Below are 15,871 nucleotides of genomic sequence, written 5' to 3' on the forward strand. Positions count from 1 at the left end.
ATCCATGAACGATGAACTGCCACCCCTGGTTTGCACACCCCCCGGCCGCTATCGCCACTACAAAGGCGGGCTGTACGAGGTGCTCGGCACGGTACGCCACAGCGAGACGCTGGAGCCCATGACCCTGTACCGCGCGCTGTACGGCGAGCAGGGCCTGTGGGTGCGCCCGGCCGCCATGTTCAACGGGACGGTGGTGGTCGATGGCCGCGAGCAGCCGCGCTTCGCCGCGTGCGCGGACACACCCGAGGATTGAAGAAAAATACGGCCCTTGCGCCTGTCCATCAAGCGGCAGAAGCTCCTCTTTCAATAGCAAATACCACCTACTGGCTGCGCGCGCGGCCCGGCACCCCGGCCCTCCTTTGTCCTACGCCGGCGCCCAAAGGCGGGCACTACGGTGTAGTCAGGACGACAAGCGGCGGCGTGCGCAGGCGAGCCCCGTGCGCCGCGGAAAGGAGCCTTCCATGGACTATCTGCTGCAGGGAATGTTTGGCGAGCGGTCGCTGACCAAGGTGGCCGCCGTGTTCAACGACCGGGCCGACGCGCAGGCGATGGTGGCGCGGCTGCAAAGCCTGCCCGGTATGGCGCCCGGCCAGGTGCGCATGCTGGGGCCGGAGGATGCGCGGGAAGACCATGCCGAGCACTTCGGCCGCACGCTGGAGCCGGAGCAGCGTGGCATCTTCCGCACGATGATCCGCGCCCACGTGGTGACCGGTTTCGCGGGCGGCGTGCTCGGCCTGCTGCTGTACGCGTGGCTGCTGCGCTCGGGCACCCCGCTGATCGCCAGCAGCCCACTGCTGGCCTTCATCGCCGTGGTGGGCTTTTGCACCACCTTCGGCCTGTTGGCCGGCGGCCTCGTGACCATGCGCCCCGACCACGTGGGGCTGATCGCCGAGGTGCGGGAAGCCCTGGAGCAGGGCCGCTGGGCGGTGGTGGTGCACCCGACCGACACCGCGCAGACACGGCAGGCGCGCGCGTTGCTGCAGGATGGCGGCGGCGCGCAGGTGGCGCGCACGCTGTGAGCGTGCCGCCCGGGCGGCTTGCAAGCAAATCACGCTCCAGCGCACGCCCCATCAGCGCTAACAGCTATCGATTCGCGAGCAATTGCGCCAGTACGGCGCGTGGATAGATCAGGTGTTCCTGCGTGAGCACGCGAGCGGCCAGCGCGTCGGCCGTATCACCCGGCAACACGGGCACCACCGCCTGGTCCAGGATGGGGCCCACGTCCAGTTCTGCCGTGACCTCGTGCACCGTGCAGCCGGCGAACCTGCATCCGGCGTCGATGGCGCGCTGGTGCGTGTGCAGGCCCGTGAAGGCCGGCAGCAGCGAGGGGTGGATGTTGACCAGCCGGCCCGCGAAGTGGTCCACGAACCCCGGGGTGAGAATGCGCATGAAGCCGGCAAGCACCACCAGGGACGGCTCGTAAGCGTCGATGGCCTGGGCCAGCGCGGTGTCGAACGCCTCGCGCGAGGGATAGGCCTTGTGGTCCAGCACCTGGGTGGCAATGCCCTGTTCACGCGCCAGCGCCAGGCCCTTGGCATCGGCCTTGTTGCTCAGCACCGCGGCCACACGGATGCCGTGGCGGCCCGCCCAGTCCTGCTGCTGCGCGGTGCGCACGATGGCCGCCATGTTGGAGCCGCCGCCGGAGATCAAAATCACGATGTTCTTCATTTGCCGGAAATTATCCCCTGCCCATGCCCTTTGACGCCCGCACCCGCCCCCTGACCGCGCCGCAAGCGCGCGTGCTTGCCACGCTGCTGGAAAAGTCCCGCACCGTGCCCGACAGCTATCCCCTCACCCTCAACAGCCTGCTGGCCGGCTGCAACCAAAAGAGCAGCCGCGATCCGGTCATGCAACTCACCGAGAGCGAGGTGCAGCAGGCGCTGGATGAGCTGCGCCAGCAGACGCTGGTGCTGGAGATCGGCGGCGCGCGCGTGGCGCGCTGGGAGCACAACTTCACCCGCGGCGTGGGCGTGCCCGACCAGTCCGCCGCGCTGCTGGGCCTGCTGATGCTGCGCGGCCCGCAAACCGCGGGCGAGCTGCGCATCAACGCCGAGCGCTGGCACCGGTTTGCCGATATCTCCTCGGTCGAGGCCTTCCTGGACGAGCTGCAGTCGCGCTCCGATGACAAGGGCGGGCCGCTGGTCACGCTGCTGCCGCGCGCACCGGGCGCGCGCGAGCCGCGCTGGGCTCACCTGCTGTGCGGCCCTGTGGATGCCAGCCCCGTCCAGATGGCCAGCGCATCGCCCGCGTCACGCAGCGAGGAAGACGGCGCACTGGCCCAGCGCGTACAGGCCCTGGAGGATGAAGTGGCCGCGCTGCGCGCTACCGTGCAGCGCCTGTGCGAGCAACTGGGCGTGGCCGAGCACTGACCTCGCCAAGACCCCGCACCTGTCACGGTTCGGACAGGGCTGAAAAGCACGCCCGTGCTACAACGGCGGCTTCACAGGAGACAGCATATGGACCTTGCATTCACCCCCGAAGAGCAGGCATTCCGCGAGGAAATTCGCGCCTGGGTGCGCACCCACCTGCCCCAGGACATCGCACACAAGGTGCACAACGCCCTGCGCCTGACCAAGGACGACATGCAGCGCTGGGCCAAGATCCTCGGCGCCAAGGGCTGGCTGGGCTACGGCTGGCCCCGGGAGTTCGGCGGACCCGGCTGGAATGCCGTGCAAAAGCACTTGTTCGAAGAGGAATGCGCCCTCGCCGGCGCGCCGCGCATCGTGCCCTTCGGGCCGGTGATGGTGGCGCCGGTGATCATGGCCTTTGGCAGCAAGGAGCAGCAGCAACGCTTCCTGCCCGGCATCGCCAGCGGCGAGGTGTGGTGGAGCCAGGGCTACAGCGAGCCGGGCTCGGGCTCGGACCTGGCCAGCCTCAAGACCCGCGCCGAGCGCGTGGGCGACAAGTACATCGTCAACGGCCAGAAGACCTGGACCACGCTCGGCCAGTACGGCGACTGGATGTTCAACCTGGTGCGCACCAGCACGGAGGGCAAGCCGCAGACGGGCATCAGCTTCCTGCTGCTGGACATGAAGTCGCCCGGCGTCACCGTACGGCCCATCAAGCTGCTGGACGGCGAGTGCGAGGTCAACGAGGTGTTCTTCGACAACGTCGAGGTGCCTGCCGACCAGCTCATCGGCGAGGAGAACAAGGGCTGGACCTACGCCAAGCACCTGCTCAGCCATGAGCGCACCAACATCGCCGACGTGAACCGCGCCAAGCGCGAGCTCGAGCGCTTGAAGCGCATCGCCAAGGCCGAGGGCGTGTGGGACGACATGCGCTTTCGCGACCAGATCGCGCTGCTGGAGGTGGACATCGTCGCGCTGGAGATGCTGGTGCTGCGCGTGCTGTCGATGGAAAAGAGCGGCAAGAACCCGCTGGACATCGCCGGCCTGCTGAAGATCCGCGGCAGCGAGATCCAGCAGCGCTATGCAGAGCTGATGATGCTGGCTGCAGGCCCGTTCGCCCTGCCCTTCATCGAGGAAGCCATGGAAGCCGGCTGGCAGGGCGACTTCCCTGGCGGCGTGGCCGCCAACGCCCCGCTCGCCTCCACCTACTTCAACCTGCGCAAGACCACCATCTACGGCGGCAGCAATGAAGTGCAACGCAATATCGTCGCTCAGACCGTGCTGGGTTAAGGAGACAAGACCATGGATTTCAACTTCTCCGACGACCAGCAGCAACTGCGCGACGCCGTGCGCCGCTGGGTGGACAAGGGTTACGGTTTCGAGCGCCGCCGCGCCATCGTGGCCGCGGGCGGATTTGACCGCGCCGCTTACAACGAGTTGGCCGAGCTGGGCCTCACGGCCCTCACCGTGCCCGAGGCCCACAGCGGCTTGGGCCAGGGCGCCGTGGATGCCATGGTGGCCATGGAAGAGCTGGGCCGCGGCATCGTGATGGAACCGCTGGCGCATGCGTTCATTGCGGCCCGCGTGCTTAGCGAATGCGCCGACGACAACATGCAGTCCGCCTGGCTGCCGCGCATCGCCAGCGGCGAAGCCCTGGTGGTGCTGGCCCACCAGGAGCGCAAGGCCCGCTACCGCCTCGATGTTTGCGAGGCAAAAGCGGCTGCAGCGCCCGGTGGATATGCGCTCACAGCTATCAAAAGCGTAGTTCCGGCGGGCGACCAGGCGGACGCCTTCCTCGTGCCCGCACAGCTCGATGGCCGCATCGCGCTGTTCCTGGTGGAACGCAGCGCCGCCGGCGTGGCCACGCGCGGCTACCTCACGCAGGACGGCAGCCGCGCCGCCGAACTGTCGCTGACCCAGGCCCCCGCCACGCTGGCCACCGCCGACGGCCTGGCCGCGCTGGAGCTGGCCGTGGACACCGGCATTGCCGCCGCCTGCGCCTACGCCGTGGGCGCCATGGAGCAGACCCTGGCCATCACCGCCGACTACATGAACCAGCGCAAGCAGTTCGGCGTGCCCATCGCCAGCTTCCAGGCGCTGCGCCACCGCATCGCCGACATGAAGATGCAGCTGGAACTGGCGCGCTCCATGAGCTACTACGCCAGCCTGAAGCTGGGCGAGGAAGCCGGCGAGCGCCGCCGCGCCCTGGCCCGCGCCAAGGTGCAACTGGGCCAGTCCATGCGCTTCGTCGGCCAGCAGGCGGTGCAGTTGCACGGCGGCATCGGCGTGACGGACGAGTACATCATCAGCCACTACTTCAAGACGCTCACGCAGCTGGAGATGTCGTGGGGCGACACGCTGCACCACCTGGGCGAGGTGGGCGCGCGCATGCAGGACACGGCGGGGGTGTTTGCCTAAGGGCCCGTTCTCAACGCAAAACGCGGCCCCTGGCCGCGTTTTTTCGGATGCTGCCTGCGTCAGCTCAACAGCCGCGACGACTTTGGCACGTGGGCCATGAGGAACTCCATCTGGTCGGCCAGGATGCGCCGGTTGCGCAGGATGAAGTCTTCCCACAGGCTGGGTACGTAAGGCGTGTACAGCAGCGGCATATGCGCCTGCTCGGGCGTACGCGGGCCCTTGCGGTGGTTGCAGGGGCGGCACGAGGTGACCACGTTCATCCAGTGGTCCACGCCGTTCCTGGCAAACGGCACGATGTGCTCGCGGGTCAGGTCCTGTTCCTGGAAATGCCCTCCGCAGTAGGCGCACACGTTGCGGTCGCGTGCGAACAGCTTGGCGTTGGTGAGGCTGGGGTAGAGGTCGAAGGGGTTGATGTTCGGCACGCCACGCGTACCGATGATGCTGCTTACCGCGATCTGTGACTGCTCGCCGGTGATGGCGTTATGGCCACCGCGAAACAGCGCGACCTGCGCGCCGATCTCCCAGCGCACCTCGCCCGCGGCGTAGTGGGTGACCGCCTGCTCCAGCGTTATCCAGGATTGCGGCAGCCCCTGGGCCGACAGCTTCAAGACCTTCACAACACGCCTCCTGCCATGGAACACAAGAATCGGAACGTTGATGTCTCGCCGGTCGCACTGTGCAGCGCAGCCGGTAGCGCACAATATACTCTTTTTCATGACAAATTGGCGTCAAGCGCTTGATGGACTTGCGCCAGCCGCTATCAAAAGAAAAGCACTGCGATGAAGATCTTCCGCGGCTTCCATCACCCGGAGGTGGCACCGGCCTGCGCCCTCACCATCGGCAATTTCGACGGCGTGCACCGCGGCCACCAGGCCATGCTGGCCCTGCTGAACAGCGAGGCGCAGCACCGCGGCGTGCAAAGCTGCGTGCTGACCTTCGAGCCGCATCCGCGCGACTACTTCGCCGGGGTGCACAAGCGCCCGGATCTCGCGCCCGCGCGCATCGGCACGCTGCGCGACAAGCTGTCCGAGCTGGCGCGCTGCGGCGTGCAGCAGACCATCGTGCTGCCGTTCAACGAAAAGCTGGCACGCCAGGCACCCCAGGCCTTCATCGACGATGTGGTGGTGGGCGGCCTGGGTGCGCGCTACCTGCTGGTGGGCGACGATTTCCGCTTCGGCGCCCAGCGCGCGGGGGACTACGCCATGCTGGACACCGCCGGCCGCGAGCGCGGCTTCGAGGTGGCGCGCATGAACAGCTACGAGGTGCACGGGCTGCGTGTTTCCAGCTCCGCCGTGCGCGACGCCCTGGGCGCCGGCGACATGGAGGAAGCCACTCGCCTGCTGGGGCGCCCGTACGCGATCTCTGGCCACGTGGTGCATGGACGCAAGCTGGGCCGGTCGCTGGGCCGCTCCGCCGCCAGCGGGCCTCACCAGGACGGCTTTCGCACGCTGAACCTGCGCTTTGCGCACTGGAAACCGGCCGCCAGCGGCATCTTCGCGGTATTGGTGCACGGGCTGGACGCCGAGCCCCTGCCCGGTGTGGCCAACCTGGGCGTGCGCCCGTCGCTGGACCCGAGCGACGTGAACGGCGGGCGCGTGCTGCTGGAGACGCATTGCCTGCAGTGGCCCGCTCACCTGGGGGCCGAGGGGGCCTACGGTAAAATCGTGCGCGTGGAACTCCTGCACAAACTGCACGACGAGCTGAAGTACGACAGCCTGGGCGCCCTCACAACCGGCATCGCCAAGGACTGCGATGACGCCCGCGCGTACTTCGCATCCTCCCACGCAGAGACCCGTCGCCAGACCACCCGCGACCGAATTTGACGGGGCCGCCTTCGCCCCGCCAGCGCTTGGCGGGCCGCGCCAGCCCCGCCCGTGTCCTGCCCCCGTGTTTGCCTTTCGGGCCACGCCCGGAACGCCCTTGACCTGAAGGTTCCCATGTCCGACTCCAACCCCAAGAACGCCCCCGCCAGTGCCTACCGCGGCACACTGAACATGCCCGACACGCCCTTCCCCATGCGCGGCGACCTGCCCAAGCGCGAGCCGGGCTGGGTCAAGGAATGGGACGACAAGGGCATCTACAAGAAGCTGCGCGACGCCCGCAGCGGCGCGCCGAAGTTCATCCTGCACGACGGCCCGCCGTACGCCAACGGCCAGCTGCACATCGGCCACGCGGTGAACAAGATCCTGAAGGACATGATCATCAAGGCGCGCCAGCTCGAGGGCTTTGACGCGATCTACGTGCCGGGCTGGGACTGCCACGGCCTGCCGATCGAGAACGCTATCGAAAAGCTGCACGGCCGCAACCTGCCGCGCGACGAGATGCAGGCCAAGGGCCGCGCGTTTGCCACCGAGCAGATCGCGCAGCAGATGGTGGACTTCAAGCGCCTGGGCGTGCTGGGCGACTGGGACAACCCGTACAAGACCATGAATTTTGCGAGCGAGGCCGGCGAGATCCGCGCGCTCAAGAAGGTCATGGAGCGCGGTTTCGTGTACCGTGGCTTGAAGCCCGTGTACTGGTGCTTCGACTGCGCCTCGTCGCTGGCGGAGTTCGAGATCGAATACCAGGACAAGAAGAGCCAGACGCTGGACGTGGCGTTCAAGGCACATGAGCCGGCCAAGCTGGCCGCTGCCTTCGGCCTGCCCGCCCTGTCCAAGGACGCCTTCGCGGTCATCTGGACCACCACCGCCTGGACCATCCCCGCCAACCAGGCACTGAACCTCAATCCCGAGCTGCCGTACGCGCTGGTAGACACCGAGCGCGGCCTGTTCATCGTGGCCGAATCGCTGGTCGAGGCCTGCATGACGCGCTGGGGCCTCACGGGCCAGGTGCTGGCCGTGGTGCCCGGCGAAAAGCTCGCGGGCCTGGAGTTCGAGCATCCGCTGTACGACATGGACGCGGGCTACCGGCGCCTGTCGCCCGTGTACCTGGCCGACTACGCCACTGCCAGCGATGGCACGGGCCTGGTGCACTCCTCGCCCGCCTATGGCGTGGACGACTTCAACTCCTGCGTCGCCCACGGCATGGCCTACGACCAGATCCTGAACCCCGTGCAGGGCAACGGCACCTACGCGGCGGACTTTCCGCTGTTCGGCGGCCAGCACATCTGGAAGGCCGTGCCCGTCATCATCGACGCACTCAAGGTCGCCGACCGCCTGCTGAACACCACCACCATCACCCACAGCTACCCGCACTGCTGGCGCCACAAGACGCCCGTGATCTACCGCGCCGCGGCGCAGTGGTTCGTGCGCATGGACGAGGGCGAGGGCGTATTCACCGACCCGGTGCAGAAACCCGCACAGACCCTGCGCCAGATCGCGCTGGAAGCCATCGAGCACACGGCCTTCTACCCGGACAACGGCAAGGCCCGCCTGCGCGACATGATTGCCGGACGGCCCGACTGGTGCATCTCGCGCCAGCGCAGCTGGGGCGTGCCGATCCCGTTCTTTCTGCACCAGGACTCGGGCGAGTTGCACCCGCGCACCATGGAGATCATCGACCAGGCCGCAGAGATCGTCGAGCAGGGCGGCATCGAAGCCTGGAGCCGTGTGACGGCCGAGGAGATCCTGGGCGCGGAGGACGCCAAGCACTACACCAAGAGCACCGACATCCTGGAAGTGTGGTTCGACTCCGGCTCCACCTTCTGGCATGTGATGCGCGGAACCCACCCCACCATGCACCATGACGAGGGTCCCGAGGCCGACCTGTACCTCGAAGGCCATGACCAGCACCGCGGCTGGTTCCACAGCTCGCTGCTGCTGGCCAGCGCCATCTTCGGGCGCGCACCTTACCGCGGCCTGCTCACGCACGGCTTCACGGTGGACGGCCAGGGCAAGAAGATGAGCAAGTCGCTGGGCAACACCGTCTCGCCGCAGGAGGTGAGCGGCAAGCTGGGCGCCGAAATCATCCGCCTGTGGTGTGCCGCCACCGACTACTCGGGCGACCTGGCGATCGACGACAAGATCCTGGCACGTGTGGTGGACGCCTACCGCCGCATTCGCAACACGCTGCGCTTCTTGCTCGCCAACGTGAGCGACTTCGATCCGGCCCAGGACGCCGTGCCGTTCGAGCAGCTGCTGGAGATCGACCGCTACGCCCTCTCGCGCGCGGCGCAGCTGCAGCAGGACATCCTGGCGCACTACAAGGTGTACGAGTTCCACCCCGTGGTCGCCAAGCTGCAGCTGTACTGCTCGGAAGACCTGGGGGGCTTTTACCTCGACGTGCTCAAGGACCGCCTGTACACCACGGCGCCCAAGAGCCTGGCGCGCCGCAGCGCGCAGACCGCCCTCTACCAGATCACCCACGCCATGCTGCGCTGGATGGCGCCGTTCCTGTCCTTCACGGCCGAAGAGGCATGGAAGGTGTTCGGCCAGTCCGAGACCATCTACCTGGAGACCTACCAGACCATTCCCACGGCCGACGAGGGCCTGGCCGCCAAGTGGGAACGCCTGCGTGAGATCCGCGACGCGGTGAACAAGGAGATCGAGACCGTGCGCGCTGCCGGAACCGTGGGCTCGTCGCTGCAGGCTGTGGTCACGCTCACTGCCGCGCCCGAAGACCATGCGCTGCTGGCCAGCCTGGGCGACGACCTGAAGTTCGTGCTCATCGTTTCAGCTACACATTTGGTAGCTGGCAGCGCCCTGCAGATCAGCGTTGCGGCCAGTTCCGATGCCAAGTGCGAGCGCTGCTGGCACTACCGTGCCGACGTGGGCCAGAATCCCGAGCACCCCACGCTCTGCGGGCGCTGCGACAGCAACTTGCATGGCGCCGGTGAAAACCGGGTGCACGCCTGATGGCGCGCGCCGCCGTATCCCGCAGCGCCAGCCTGTGGCCCTGGCTGGCCTGGGCCGTGCTGCTCGTCATTGCCGACCAGTTCACCAAGACGCTGATCCTGGGCTACTACCGCCTGGGCGACGCGACCTACGTGACCAGCTTTTTCAACATCGTGCGGGCGCACAACACCGGGGCGGCGTTCTCCTTCCTGGCCGATGCCGGGGGATGGCAGCGCTGGCTGTTCACGGGCATCGCGCTGGCAACGGCGGTCTTCATCCTATGGCAGCTGCACGCCCACCCGGGGCAGAAGCTGTTCTGCTTCGCGTTGTCCAGCATCCTGGGCGGTGCCATCGGCAACGTGGTGGACCGCCTGCAGCATGGCTACGTCGTGGACTTCCTGGACTTTCACCTGCGCGGCTGGCACTTCCCCGCGTTCAACGTGGCCGACTGCGCCATCACCGTGGGCGCGGCCTGCCTGATCCTGGACGAGCTGCTGCGCGTGCGCCGCACCGGCTGACGCCCGCCTGGGCGCCACCACGGCGCCCGTTCGCGGGTATGCTGCGCTGTTTCATGGTCGCACGACGACCCGTTGGAAGAGCCCAAGCCCACACATGAAACACCTGCTGAATCTGCTGGCCGCCATTGCCCTGCTGGTCTGGGGCACGCACCTCGTGCGCACCGGCGTGCTGCGCGTGTTCGGCGCCAATCTGCGCACCATGCTGGCGCGCAGCATGGGCAACCGCTTCTCCGCCGCGCTCTCGGGCATGGGCGTGACGGCGCTGGTGCAGTCCAGCACCGCCACCTCGCTCATGACCTCGTCCTTCGTGGGCCAGGGCCTGATCACGCTGCCCGCGGCGCTGGCCGTGATGCGCGGCGCCGACGTGGGCACCGCGCTCATGTCCGTGCTGTTCTCGCTGGACCTGTCGTGGCTGTCGCCGCTGTTCATCTTCGTGGGCGTGGTGCTGTTCATCGCGCGCCAGGCCGGTACCGCCGGGCGCGTGGGGCGCGTGCTGATCGGCCTGGGGCTGATGCTGCTGGCGCTGGAGATGGTGATGCAGGCCAGCGGCCCCATGCTGGCCTCGCCCGTCATCAAGATGGTGCTGGGCTCGGTGCGCAGCGACATTGCGCTGGAGATCATCCTGGGCACGGTGCTGGCCGTGCTGGCCTACTCCAGCCTCGCCATCGTGCTGCTGATCGCGGCCATGGCCGCCTCGCACGTGGTGCCGCTGGACGTGGCCCTGGGCCTGGTGCTGGGCGCCAACCTGGGCAGCGGCCTGGTGGCGGTACTGACCACCGCCAAGTCGGCCGTGGAGGTGCGCCAGGTGACCGTGGGCAACCTGGTGTTCAAGGTCATGGGCGTGCTGCTGGTGGCCCCGTTCATCGGGCTGTGGCTGCGGCACCTGCAGCCGCACATGCCCGGCACGGCCCAGGGCGTGGTGCTGTTCCACCTGGCCTACAACATCCTCATCAGCGTGGGCTTCATCGGCTTCACGCAATGGGTGGCGCGCGCCGTGGCGTGGCTGCTGCCTAAGCCCGAAAGCGCGCAGCGCCGCCGCCCGCAGCACCTGGACCCGTCCGCGCTGTCCACGCCCTCGCTGGCCATCTCCTGCGCGGCGCGCGAGGCGCTGTACCAGGCCGACGTGGTGGAGACCATGTTGCTGGGCGTGCTGCAGGTCATACGCCACAACGACCAGGACCTGGCCGAACGCCTGCGCAAGATGGACGACGAGGTGGACGAGCTGTACTCCGCGATCAAGTACTACCTGACGAAGATCTCGCGCGAGGCCCTGGGCGAGGAGGAAAGCCGCCGCTGGGCCGACATCATCAGCTTCACCATCAACATGGAGCAGGTGGGCGACATCATCGAGCGCGTGCTGCAGGACATCGAGGACAAGAAGATCCGCAAGGGCCGCGACTTCTCCGAGGCCGGCATGGCCGAGATCACCGAACTGCACCAGCGCCTGATAGACAACCTACGCCTGGGCATGAGCGTGTTCCTGAACGGCAACCTGCGCGACGCGCAGCGCCTGCTGGAGGAGAAGGTGCGCTTTCGCGACCTGGAGCGCGCCTACGCCGCCAGCCACCTGCTACGGCTGTCGGACGGCACGGTGCCGGCCATGGAGACCAGCTCGCTGCACATCGACCTGATCAGCGACCTCAAGCGCATCAACTCGCACATCTGCTCCATCGCCTACCCCATCCTGGAGTCGGCCGGCGCGCTGGCCCCCAGCCGCCTCAAGGCCCTGCGCGCGGCGCCCGCGCCGCTGAACGATCACCCCTGAGGCGCTGTCGCCTGGGGACGGCGTGCATAGCGCTGCGCCAGCACCGCGCACACCATGAGCTGCATCTGGTGGAACACCATCAGCGGCAGCACGATGGCGCCCGCGGCCTCTGAGGGGAACAGCACCTTGGCCATGGGTACGCCGCTCACCAGGCTCTTCTTGGAGCCACAGAACACGATGGTGATCTCATCCTCCTTGGAAAAACCCAGGCGCCGCGCCAGCCAAGTGGTGGCGGTGAGCGCCAGGCCCAAGATCACCGCGCACACCACCAGCAGGCCGGCCAGCGCGGGCAGCGGCAACTCGCGCCACAGGCCGCCCACCACGGCTGCGCTGAATGCGGTGTAGACCACCAGCAGCACCGAGCCCTGGTCCACGTACTTGAGCGTCGCTGCGTGGCGGCTGATGAAACCGCCGATCCACGGCCGCAGCAGGTGCCCCGCAACGAAGGGCAGCATCAGCTGCAGCATGATGCGACCGATGCTGCCCAGTACATCCTGCTGCACCGTGCCCGAGGCCTGCGGCAGCACCACGCCCACCAACAGCGGCGTGATCACGATACCCAGCAGGGTGGAGGCCGAGGCGCTGCAAATGGCCGCCGCCATGTTGCCGCGCGCCACTGCCGTGAACGCGATGGCCGACTGCACCGTGGCCGGCAGCACACACAGGAACAGCACGCCGGTGTACAGCTCTGGCGTCACCAGCGGCTGCAGCACCGGCCGCAGCACCAGGCCCAGCACCGGAAACAGCATGAAGGTGCTGGCCACCACCAGCAGGTGCAATCGCCAGTGGCCGATGCCTGCGATCACAGCCTCGCGCGACAGCTTGGCGCCATGCATGAAGAACAGCAGCGCCACCACGCCCACGGTGGCCTTCTCGAAAAACGCGCCCACGGCGCCGGATGCGGGCAGCAGGCTGGCCAGCGTGACGGTGGCCACGAGGGCAAGGGTGAAGTTGTCGGGCAGCAGACGGGAACGGGCCATGGTGTGCGAGGAGCGGTGGAGAAAGCGTGCCGTAGTGCGGCGAGCCTGCCGGCGCAGGCATGAGGCCTGGATTGTCGGGCATGCGCCCCTTGGGCGTCGGCGCACCGCATGTTCTCCAGTCCGCTGCACAGGCAACCGCCGCGGCGGCGCTTCACTAACGAATGAAATCGCTATCTAACGCCTGTCAATTATGCGGCGTCAGCTATTTTTTTAATAGCAAATCACCAACCGTAGAAACCGGCCAGCACCAGCGCCGCCTCCGGCGTGAACGCCCCTCGGGCCAGGCGCTCGTGCACCTCGCCATGGGTCAGGCATTCGAAGCGCGCCACCTCGCCATCCTGGTTCACCGGCACCACGCCCTCGGGCACGGTGGCGTGGAACCAATCGATGCGCTCCACCATGTAGCCGGTGGCACCCGCCTCGCTGCTGGGCTGCGCAAACTGCACCTGGCCGCCGGCTGCCAGGGCCTGCAGTTGCTCCAGGCGCAGCCCGGCCTCCTCCCATGTCTCGCGCGCCAGGGCTTCATGCAGGGTGTCGGCCGCGGACACCATGCCGCCCATCAGCGTGTCCCACTGGCCGGGGTTGTTGGGCTTGGTGAAGGAGCGCTGCTGCACCCACAGGGCGCCCCCCGCCGTGCGGCCCACCAGGTGCACGGCCTGCGTGGCCAGGCCCAGCACGCGCACGGCCCCGCGCTCCACGGTCGCCAAGCGCCGGCCATCGGGCGTGCACACGGCCAGTTGCTCGTCGCGCCAGGGGCCGCAGCAGCCCGCCGTGCGCAGCGCATGGGCCAGCGCATTCAGCGCCGCCGTGGCCTCCTGCGCCGGCAAGGCCCAGGCGGGTTGCCCTTGATGCTCTATTTGTGATAGCTGCCAGCGCTTGTCCAGTAACCTTTGAATGCCAATCTGGTCAAAAACCGCGGCATCCACCGACCCCACGCACTCGCGCCCCAACAGCAGCGGCACGCGCGGTGCCACTGGCGGGCACTGCGCCTGCCGGCGTGCGGCGGCCACCCAGGCGGGCGCCGGCTGGCTGGGCGCCGTCATTCCAGCGTGAGGATGGTGGAGCCGGTGGTCTTGCGCGCCTCCAGGTCGCGGTGCGCCTGCTGCACGTCGCGCAGCGCATAGCGCTGGGCAATGTGGATCTTCACCTGGCCGCTGGCCACCACGGCGAACAGGTCGTCCGCCATGGCCTGCGTGGCCTCGCGTGTGGTGATGTGGCTGAACAGCGTCTGGCGCGTGACGTACAGCGAGCCCTTGGCGCCGAGCATGCCGGGTGCGAACGGCGCCACGGGGCCCGACGCGTTGCCGAAGCTGGCCATCAACCCGAAGGGACGCAGGCAATCCAGCGACTTGTCCCAGGTGTCCTTGCCCACGGAGTCGTACACCACCTTCACGCCGCGCCCGCCGGTGATCTCCTTGACCCGGGCGGCGAAGTCTTCCTTGGCATAGTTGATGGCATAGGCCGCGCCGTTGTCCAGCGCCAGCTGGCACTTGGCGTCCGATCCTGCGGTGCCGATGAGCTGCAGGCCTAGGGCCTTGGCCCACTGGCAGGCGATCAGGCCCACGCCCCCCGCGGCCGCGTGGAACAGCACGAAGTCGCCGGGCTCCAGCCCTTCGACGGGGCGGGTTTTCTTCAGCAGGTACTGGGCGGTCAGGCCCTTGAGCATCATGGCCGCACCGGTCTCGAAGCTGATCGCATCGGGCAGCTTGCACACGCACTTGGCGGGCATCACGCGCACTTCGCAGTAGCTGCCGGGCGGCTGGCTGGCGTAGGCCGCGCGGTCGCCCACGCGCATGTGCGTGACGCCCTCGCCCACCGCCTCGATCACACCCGCGCCCTCCATGCCGATGCTGGCCGGCATGTTCAAGGGGTACAGGCCGGTGCGGTGGTACACGTCGATGAAGTTCAGGCCCACCGCGCGGTGGCGGATGCGCACCTCGCCCGGGCCGGGCTCGCCGACCTGCACGTCAACGATCTGGAGTTCTTCGGGGCCACCATGCTGGCGGATCTGAACGGCGAGGGTCATGGGAATGGGTCTCCTGGAATGATTGCAAGCGAACGCCGCAGATGCTGCCATGATTTGCCAGCCCTTGCCGTGCGCGGGACACACACGGGAGGACGCCGACTGTCACGCCTTTCGCTTACAGTTGCTGCCCCTATGACCCAACGACTCTCACCGGGCACGATTGCGATGCTCGTGGCCGCGCCGCTGCTATGGGCCGGCAATGCCGTGGTCGGACGCGCGCTGAACACGCTGATCCCGCCCATCACCCTGAACTTCGTGCGCTGGCTGCTGGCGTTTGCGCTGCTGCTGCCGCTGGCCTGGCAGGTGCTGCGCCCCGGCAGCCCGCTGTGGCCGCACTGGCGCCGCTATGCGCTGCTGGGCCTGCTGGGCATCGGCAGCTACAACGCGCTGCAGTACCTGGCGCTGCAGACCTCCACGCCGCTGAACGTGACGCTGGTGGGCTCGGGCATGCCGGTATGGATGCTCATCATCGGCGCGCTGTGCTTCGGCGTGCCGGCCTCGCGCAGGCAAATAGCGGGGGTGCTGCTGTCGGTGGCCGGCGTGGTGCTGGTGCTCAGCCGCGGCAGCTGGGAGCAGTTGCTGGCGCTGCGCCTGGTGCCGGGCGACCTGTACATGGTGGCGGCCACCATCTCCTGGTCGTTCTACAGTTGGCTGCTGGTGCGTACCAGCGAGCCGCGCGAACTGCGCGGCGACTGGGCGGCCTTCCTCATGGCGCAGATGATCTTTGGACTGGGCTGGTCGGGCGCCTTCGCGGGTGCGGAATGGTCACTGGGCGCCACGCAGATCACCTGGGGCTGGCCGCTGGCCGCTGGCCTGGCCTTCATCGCCGTGGGCCCGGCCATCCTGGCCTATCGCTTTTGGGGCGTGGCGGCGCAACGCGCGGGGCCGGTGGTGGGGGGATTCTTCATCAACCTCACTCCGCTGTTCGCGGCGGTGCTGTCCACGGTCTTCCTCGGAGAAGCGCCGCACCTGTACCACGCCCTGGCGTTCGCGCTGATCGTGGGTGGCATCGTGGTGTCGTCGCGCAGAGCCTAGGCCGGCCCA

15 protein-coding genes are annotated in these 15,871 nt (G+C 68.0%); 10 read left to right on the forward strand and 5 right to left on the reverse strand.

What is annotated here, in order from left to right:
- Window positions 1-4: 4 nt before the first annotated feature.
- On the forward strand, window positions 5-253 hold the full coding sequence (locus tag PCQ86_RS15650; RefSeq protein WP_270174161.1) for a DUF1653 domain-containing protein: 249 nt from the start codon (window positions 5-7) through the stop codon (window positions 251-253).
- A 208-nt stretch (window positions 254-461) separates the two neighbouring features.
- On the forward strand, window positions 462-1,019 hold the full coding sequence (locus PCQ86_RS15655; RefSeq protein WP_270174162.1) for a hypothetical protein: 558 nt from the start codon (window positions 462-464) through the stop codon (window positions 1,017-1,019).
- A gap of 64 nt (window positions 1,020-1,083) precedes the next feature.
- Here PCQ86_RS15655 and purN read toward each other — a convergent pair whose 3' ends face one another.
- On the reverse strand, window positions 1,084-1,668 hold the full coding sequence (purN, locus tag PCQ86_RS15660) for a phosphoribosylglycinamide formyltransferase (protein ID WP_047349858.1): 585 nt from the start codon (window positions 1,666-1,668) through the stop codon (window positions 1,084-1,086).
- 23 nt (window positions 1,669-1,691) lie between these two features.
- Here purN and PCQ86_RS15665 point away from each other — a divergent pair, with 23 nt between their 5' ends.
- From PCQ86_RS15665 to PCQ86_RS15675, 3 genes are all read left to right on the forward strand, one after another.
- Window positions 1,692-2,369, forward strand: coding sequence for a YceH family protein (locus tag PCQ86_RS15665; protein WP_015914056.1), 678 nt, complete (start codon window positions 1,692-1,694; stop codon window positions 2,367-2,369).
- 87 nt (window positions 2,370-2,456) lie between these two features.
- Entirely contained in the window at window positions 2,457-3,638 is a 1,182-nt protein-coding gene (locus tag PCQ86_RS15670) for an acyl-CoA dehydrogenase family protein (protein ID WP_015914057.1), read from the forward strand.
- A gap of 12 nt (window positions 3,639-3,650) precedes the next feature.
- Window positions 3,651-4,766 (forward strand): acyl-CoA dehydrogenase family protein, encoded by a 1,116-nt coding sequence (locus PCQ86_RS15675; protein ID WP_196995809.1) that lies wholly within the window; start codon window positions 3,651-3,653, stop codon window positions 4,764-4,766.
- A gap of 59 nt (window positions 4,767-4,825) precedes the next feature.
- On the opposite strand, the gene PCQ86_RS15680 is transcribed toward PCQ86_RS15675, so the two are convergent.
- Window positions 4,826-5,383, reverse strand: a complete 558-nt coding sequence (locus PCQ86_RS15680) for an HNH endonuclease (protein ID WP_011806507.1) — start codon at window positions 5,381-5,383, stop codon at window positions 4,826-4,828.
- 162 nt (window positions 5,384-5,545) lie between these two features.
- Between PCQ86_RS15680 and PCQ86_RS15685 the strand changes: the two genes are divergently transcribed.
- The 4 genes from PCQ86_RS15685 to PCQ86_RS15700 all read left to right on the forward strand — a co-directional run bounded on the left by PCQ86_RS15685 (window position 5,546) and on the right by PCQ86_RS15700 (window position 11,821).
- A complete protein-coding gene (locus tag PCQ86_RS15685; protein WP_011806508.1) occupies window positions 5,546-6,589 on the forward strand; it encodes a bifunctional riboflavin kinase/FAD synthetase in 1,044 nt (347 codons plus the stop codon).
- Between the two features lie 114 nt (window positions 6,590-6,703).
- Entirely contained in the window at window positions 6,704-9,559 is a 2,856-nt protein-coding gene (gene ileS / locus PCQ86_RS15690; RefSeq protein WP_270174163.1) for an isoleucine--tRNA ligase, read from the forward strand.
- Window positions 9,559-10,056 (forward strand): signal peptidase II, encoded by a 498-nt coding sequence (gene lspA, locus PCQ86_RS15695; RefSeq protein WP_270174164.1) that lies wholly within the window; start codon window positions 9,559-9,561, stop codon window positions 10,054-10,056. Before ileS ends, lspA begins: the two co-directional genes overlap by 1 nt.
- 94 nt (window positions 10,057-10,150) lie before the next feature.
- Complete coding sequence (locus tag PCQ86_RS15700) at window positions 10,151-11,821, forward strand: Na/Pi cotransporter family protein (RefSeq protein WP_011806511.1); 1,671 nt, start codon at window positions 10,151-10,153, stop codon at window positions 11,819-11,821.
- Here PCQ86_RS15700 and PCQ86_RS15705 read toward each other — a convergent pair.
- The 3 genes from PCQ86_RS15705 to PCQ86_RS15715 form a co-directional block, all read right to left on the reverse strand.
- Window positions 11,812-12,801, reverse strand: a complete 990-nt coding sequence (locus PCQ86_RS15705) for a bile acid:sodium symporter family protein (RefSeq protein WP_270174165.1) — start codon at window positions 12,799-12,801, stop codon at window positions 11,812-11,814. The two genes, PCQ86_RS15700 and PCQ86_RS15705, sit on opposite strands and share 10 nt — an antisense overlap.
- 221 nt (window positions 12,802-13,022) lie before the next feature.
- Window positions 13,023-13,844, reverse strand: coding sequence for an NUDIX hydrolase (locus tag PCQ86_RS15710; protein WP_270174166.1), 822 nt, complete (start codon window positions 13,842-13,844; stop codon window positions 13,023-13,025).
- Window positions 13,841-14,827, reverse strand: coding sequence for a quinone oxidoreductase family protein (locus PCQ86_RS15715; protein ID WP_270174167.1), 987 nt, complete (start codon window positions 14,825-14,827; stop codon window positions 13,841-13,843). Before PCQ86_RS15715 ends, PCQ86_RS15710 begins: the two co-directional genes overlap by 4 nt.
- Window positions 14,828-14,959: 132 nt before the next feature.
- On the opposite strand from PCQ86_RS15715, the gene PCQ86_RS15720 reads away from it, so the two are divergent.
- Window positions 14,960-15,862: a DMT family transporter gene (locus tag PCQ86_RS15720; protein ID WP_270174168.1), complete on the forward strand. Its 903-nt coding sequence runs from the start codon at window positions 14,960-14,962 to the stop codon at window positions 15,860-15,862.
- The last annotated feature ends 9 nt before the right edge of the window (window positions 15,863-15,871 follow it).

This window comes from Diaphorobacter sp. ED-3, from assembly GCF_027625375.1.
GTDB lineage: Bacteria > Pseudomonadota > Gammaproteobacteria > Burkholderiales > Burkholderiaceae_C > Diaphorobacter > Diaphorobacter nitroreducens.